The sequence below is a fragment of the Mesorhizobium sp. ArgA1 genome (genome assembly GCF_053714375.1).
In genome coordinates this window covers 1-5,089 of the sequence record NZ_JBSKBQ010000060.1, presented here as the reverse complement: position 1 = coordinate 5,089, position 5,089 = coordinate 1, and the positions used below count along the sequence as shown (strand labels likewise).

Genomic DNA, 5,089 nt, shown 5'->3' with positions numbered 1-5,089 from the left:
GAGAGACATCGATTCCCGCATAATGTTCCATGGCTGTTCCTCTCATGATGTTTGGAGCCGATCGCTCGGACTCCGTTTCAACACCATCATTCTGAGGGACAGCCACCCAACCTAGCTATGCTCGCGAAGGCCGGCCCATTACGGCATCTAGTTGGGATCAAACTTCTTGCCTTCTGGCGCCGGTTTCTTGACCCAGTGCCGTTCCAGCGCCGACAGCATTGTGCGTTCGGTCAGGTCGACGCCTTCGATCAGCGCCTTGAAGCCGGCATCGCCCGACGCCTTGGCCTCGGCGGGAATGGCGTCGAGCGCGCGGCGCAGATTGTCCGACACCGACAGCATGTCGCGGGCGAAATTGGCGACCGCATAAGTGCGCGCATCGTGCACGTCGCGCGCGGTGCGACGGCGCAGGTTTTCCATCTCGGCGGCGACGCGCAGCGTGCGGTCCTTCAACTCTTCGTTTGCCTTCAGTAGCCGCGCAACCGCTTCGTAGTCGCCATCGAGGCTGCCTTCCTTGCATTCGGCATTGGCCCCGGCCGTCTCGGCTTCATCGGGCGCGCTTTGGTCTTTTGATTGGTCGCTCATCGACATTTCCCGTGCTCTCGAATGGTATGGATTTTATGCCCGATATCGAGGTTTGGCGGCCGAAAATCAATGGCAGGCATACTGAAAGCCCCTGTCGCATCGAGCACGTATGACGAAGAGCTTTCGATTCCTCCCATTGAACGGCCACTTGGCTTAGACATCGTTGAAGAGGTGGCCAAGCGCAGATTTGAACGCCGCTGCGGCGGTTTCCGCTGGGTAGCGCTGATTGGTTGGGAGCCCGGCTACAGGCTGCTGCGCTATCCAGCCATCGCCGGATTTGTCGCGATGAACCTCCAATTTTCCGCGCTCAGCCGGCGCGTAAAAGATCTCGAATTGAGACTGGGCGTGACTTTGTTCCACCGCTATCCGGGCGGGGTCAGGGTGACGGCCGCCGGCGACTGTTTCCTGGCCAAAATACGACGTATTCTGAAAGATCTCGACGACACGCTTCAGGGGCTTGAATCAGCGGGCCACGGCGATAGCCACTCGCGTTTCTACGCAAGCATCATCCCGAGCTCTAATCTGATGCTCCATTACCGTTCCGCGCGCGAAACGGCGGCCCCAAGCGAACGCTTGATCCTCGGTCATGAACGGAGACAACATGGGCGCAGCTACATCTGGCCGGATCTGCTTGCGGCCGGCTTGACGGTCGAAAAGTTTGTGGCGTCCAGACTATAGGATCCATGTCTCAGGATCATTCATGGAGACGGTGAACCGAGCGGCGGCTGCACGATGCCGCGACTTTAGCTCACCGATCTTTGGGCGCGGCGCCGACCGGCCATCATTGACGACGTCTCGCCTGAGCTCGCGAGGCAGGCCTTTGCTGCCGCGCACAGAGGAAGGACTAGTGACAGCATCCCACCCAACCACGATGGTAGCGACGCATACGCCCAGACTTCTATCGCCTTTACGGCGTGCTTGCGACGTGCGTGCACCCCCCAAAATCGCCCAGTCAGGCCAAAGGATTTTCCGACCTGTCATCCCTCTTCATCTTTCCTCTTCCGCCGGGTGCGGTTTGGCTTCGGGAAATCCTGTTGTGGAGCCACACAGAGATCTTGTGAGCAAACCTGCTCACCCTTGTAGTTGGCCAGGGCCTGCAGCAATCGCTGTCCAATCCGCCGTTTCGTTTTTTCCGAGCCATCCTGCCAATCAGCAAGCGACTTCAGTGCCACTTCGATCAACTCGATCGCGCGATCCTTGTCCCCGCTCTCGTAAAAGTACTGACCGGCTGCCGGATAATATAGGAACTTGAAGCGGCCGTCGCCTTCCGGGGGATCCAGAGCCAGGATGTGTTCGGATAGCTCCTTGCCCATCGCGAAGCGCTCGGCAGACGGAATGTTTGAATAGTCCTCCTCCGGATGGAAGAGTTGTTCCAGTGCCTGAGACAACCAATTCACGGTGTTCTTGTTGATCGCGTCGCGAACGAAGAGCTGCAGGACCGGCAAGCCTGCCTCCATATCGCGCATTTCGTGAAGTAGCAGATTCGCATGACAAGTCCGGATATTGGGATCGTCCGGGAACAAGGCGACACCCTCTTCGATGGCCGAGAGCGCGGTGTGCCACTCCTGTTTCTTGAACGCCGCATAATATTTCTCCAATATCGGCGTTTTCACCGCTTGTTCGCGCATTCTGCCTTCGTTTTCGGCAATCCGCTTGGCATCACCGGCTTTCGCTTGCTTGCTGGTGCGCCAGCTGCCGTCGATCACTTTGGGCAAGACCTCAGCCAGGTCCATCGGATGACCGATAAACGCGATGGCGCCGTCACGATCGACAACGAACGAGGTCGGAATCCCGAGGGAGAAGCTGGGTTCCATCCAAAGTTTGTCCATTTCGCTTGAGAAATCGAACGCTATCCGATAGTTCAGATAGGAGCAGTTTTCCGTCAACCACGCGTCCAGCTTAGTACGCGCTTTGTCCGCGGTCGGAGCGTCTTCAGAAGCGGCGACCCCGACAACTTCAAGCCCGCGATCCTTGTATTTCTCCTGCAGCTCCGCCAGATGGGGCATCGCCGCCACGCATGGGCCACACCACGTCGCCCAAAATTCGACGATGTACAGTTTCCCAGGCTGGAAGGCGGTCAGCGGCTCGCCACGCAGCCAGCTCTGCACCTTGATCGCAGGGGCCGGGGAATTCATCCGAAGCACCATGTCACTCTCCAATTATCGCCAGATGCGCTACTTTTTGTGCGAGCTTGTTTTTCCGGGGAAACGGAACACGCGAACGAAGCGTGTGGGCAGCCCTCACTCAGTATTGCCGCTCTTCAGATTAAGCAAAGGCCGTGCCACCTCGCTCAGCACCAGTAAGCCTACGACTTTGCTTAGGAGGTCTATCGAGCAAGATCGCCTTTTGTAGCAAAACCGACATGGCGTCTGTCGCTGTCAGATTTTGGACACGGATTATGTATGTGTAGCCACTAGCCGGCAGCCAAATCGACGGTCGTCCATCGCGCAGCACTTCGGCGCTGGTTAGAAGTACGCATGCGATCTCCACGCCATGTCTGGATAGCGCGGGAACAGCCTGCCTACCTGCTCATGGACGATTTGTAGCGCGGTCGACGGGGATGATTAGAAGAAGCAGGAATGTGAGCGTTGCAACAAGGAAAACGGCCGGCAGCAACGCGACGTGCAGAAACTTGCAAAATGCGGTACAGACGAGCTGGCCGACCGCGTCTCCCTTTCTCGAGTGCGACTCAGCCGTGTCCGGCGGTGCTGCAGCTGCAATGTCCTCGCCAATTTCTTGGCTGAGCTTTGGCCCCTTGCTCAACCTGCGGCCGAGCGAATCGACGAAGGCGTCATAGCGCTGCCTACCTTCCGTGCGCGCTTCAGGCTGAACGGCGTCAGGTAAGGCCGGGGTTGACGTGAGCCAGAAGCGCACGAACAAGGCCAGCGTCTCGATCGATATGCCGAGATCGCGTTCAACCCGCTGTAGGCGCCGGTCGATCTGATCGAGCCGCCTTGCGATTGCCGCCTCTTTGCGTTCATCGTTCATCGGCATTCGGAGACAAAAAAGAAGCGATAGCTGCCTCCGCGATCAGCGACAGGGAGACATCCCTCTTGGCGGCGTAGTCAGCAAGTGCATTCATGACCTCCGGTTCCAGATAGGCCGAGAGACGCCGCTTTTTCATGGAGGTCAAAGTTCGATTCCGACTTTGGGATCGAGTGCGGCCTGTCGTGCGGGGCGCCGCATCGTCTGGTCGACCGAACGTCGTCGGGCTGCCTCATCATCGGATTCGTCGCGATCAAGATCGAATTCATCACTGTGTCCCAGCCTGGGGTCCGGCGCGATATCCTCATGCTCTGGCAGTTCTGGCTGGCGGCGGATGCCATGTTGTCGGGATCACTGTCCTTGCCCATAATTCGATGCGCGTATTGCCTGCCCGTCGGCACCTCGGAAAGCGACATTCCGGCATTACGGTCCAGTCGTCTGGACGCGATACTGCGTCGTTGTGTGTGCGCTTGGGCGGAGGCAGGACGCGCTCGGCGCCCCGCGGATTTGCGAAATAGCGCGCCTTTTTCGCCCGGATCGGCGACAGCCCAGAGACCATCACAATGCCATCGCTCGGTGGCAACTGCATGATCTCGCCGGGCGTCATCAACGCGCGGGCCGTCTCCTGTCGCGACCATGAGATGCCCAAGCCAAGGCGACAAACGATGCCCGGCATAGTTCTTCATCGCCCGCATTTCGGTTGTCGTTCCCAACGAGTCAGAGACGCGCTTGGCGGTCCGCTCGTCATTGGTCGCGAAACTCACACGCACATGGCAGTTGTCGAGGATGGAATTGTTCGGCCCATACGCCTTTTCGATCTGATTGAGTGACTGGGCAATGAGGAACGACTTGATGCCATAACCGGCCATGAAGGCGAGCGCCGACTCGAAGAAATCAAGCCGGCCAAGTGCCGGGAATTCATCGAGCATCAGAAGCAAGCGATGCCTGCGATCCTTTGCATAGAGATCCTCCGTTAGCCTGCGGCCGATCTGATTCAGGATAAGCCGGACAAGCGGCTTGGTGCGGCTGATATCCGATGGCGGGACGACGAGATAGAGTGTCGTGGGATGCGCGTTCTCAACCAGATCATTCTCCGATTTGTTGAGCAGTTCACGTGCTGCCGATGCCACAACGGGGTGCGGACCGGCATCGCCAAGGTGCTTGGTCAGCATCATGGTTCGCAAGGTCGTCTCGATCGGCCGCTGCGGATCGGAGAGGAACTTGGCAACACCGGCCAGTGTCTTGTCATTCTTAGCGTAGAGGACATGCAGGATCGCGCCGACCAGCAGCGCGTGACTGGTCTTTTCCCAATGATTCCGGCGTTCCAGCGACCGCTCTCGGTCGACCAGCACGTCAGCGACGTTCTGGACGTCTCGGACTTCCCAAGCGCCGCGCCTGACTTCCACTAGCCCGTCTTATGGACGACGACCCGTCTGAGAGGCGGCGGATGTAGCCTAAGCGATTGATTTGGCGTAGGATTCGGTTGTCTAAGCCAACCCTGCCACCACATTTCGCGAGCCAC

Annotated in this window: 2 protein-coding genes and 3 pseudogenes; 1 reads left to right on the top strand and 4 read right to left on the bottom strand. The window is 58.5% G+C overall.

All coding sequences use genetic code 11. The features are described 5' to 3' along the window. Positions 1 to 150: 150 nt before the first annotated feature. Positions 151 to 582 (bottom strand): annotated as a pseudogene (gene grpE, locus ACWGTI_RS32000) (nucleotide exchange factor GrpE); the annotation flags it as partial. 69 nt (positions 583 to 651) lie between these two features. Here grpE and ACWGTI_RS31995 point away from each other — a divergent pair. Continuing rightward, on the top strand, positions 652 to 1,260 hold the full coding sequence (locus ACWGTI_RS31995) for a LysR family transcriptional regulator (RefSeq protein WP_454578774.1): 609 nt from the start codon (positions 652 to 654) through the stop codon (positions 1,258 to 1,260). A 299-nt stretch (positions 1,261 to 1,559) separates the two neighbouring features. Here the strand turns inward: ACWGTI_RS31995 and ACWGTI_RS31990 are convergent, their stop codons facing one another. From ACWGTI_RS31990 to ACWGTI_RS31980, 3 genes and pseudogenes are all read right to left on the bottom strand, one after another. Next, entirely contained in the window at positions 1,560 to 2,729 is a 1,170-nt protein-coding gene (locus tag ACWGTI_RS31990; protein ID WP_454578773.1) for a TlpA disulfide reductase family protein, read from the bottom strand. 565 nt (positions 2,730 to 3,294) lie between these two features. After that, positions 3,295 to 3,706, bottom strand: a pseudogene (locus tag ACWGTI_RS31985) (CopG family transcriptional regulator); the annotation flags it as partial. Between the two features lie 5 nt (positions 3,707 to 3,711). Next, a pseudogene (locus ACWGTI_RS31980) lies at positions 3,712 to 4,976 on the bottom strand (type IV secretory system conjugative DNA transfer family protein); the annotation flags it as partial. Positions 4,977 to 5,089 lie beyond the last annotated feature (113 nt).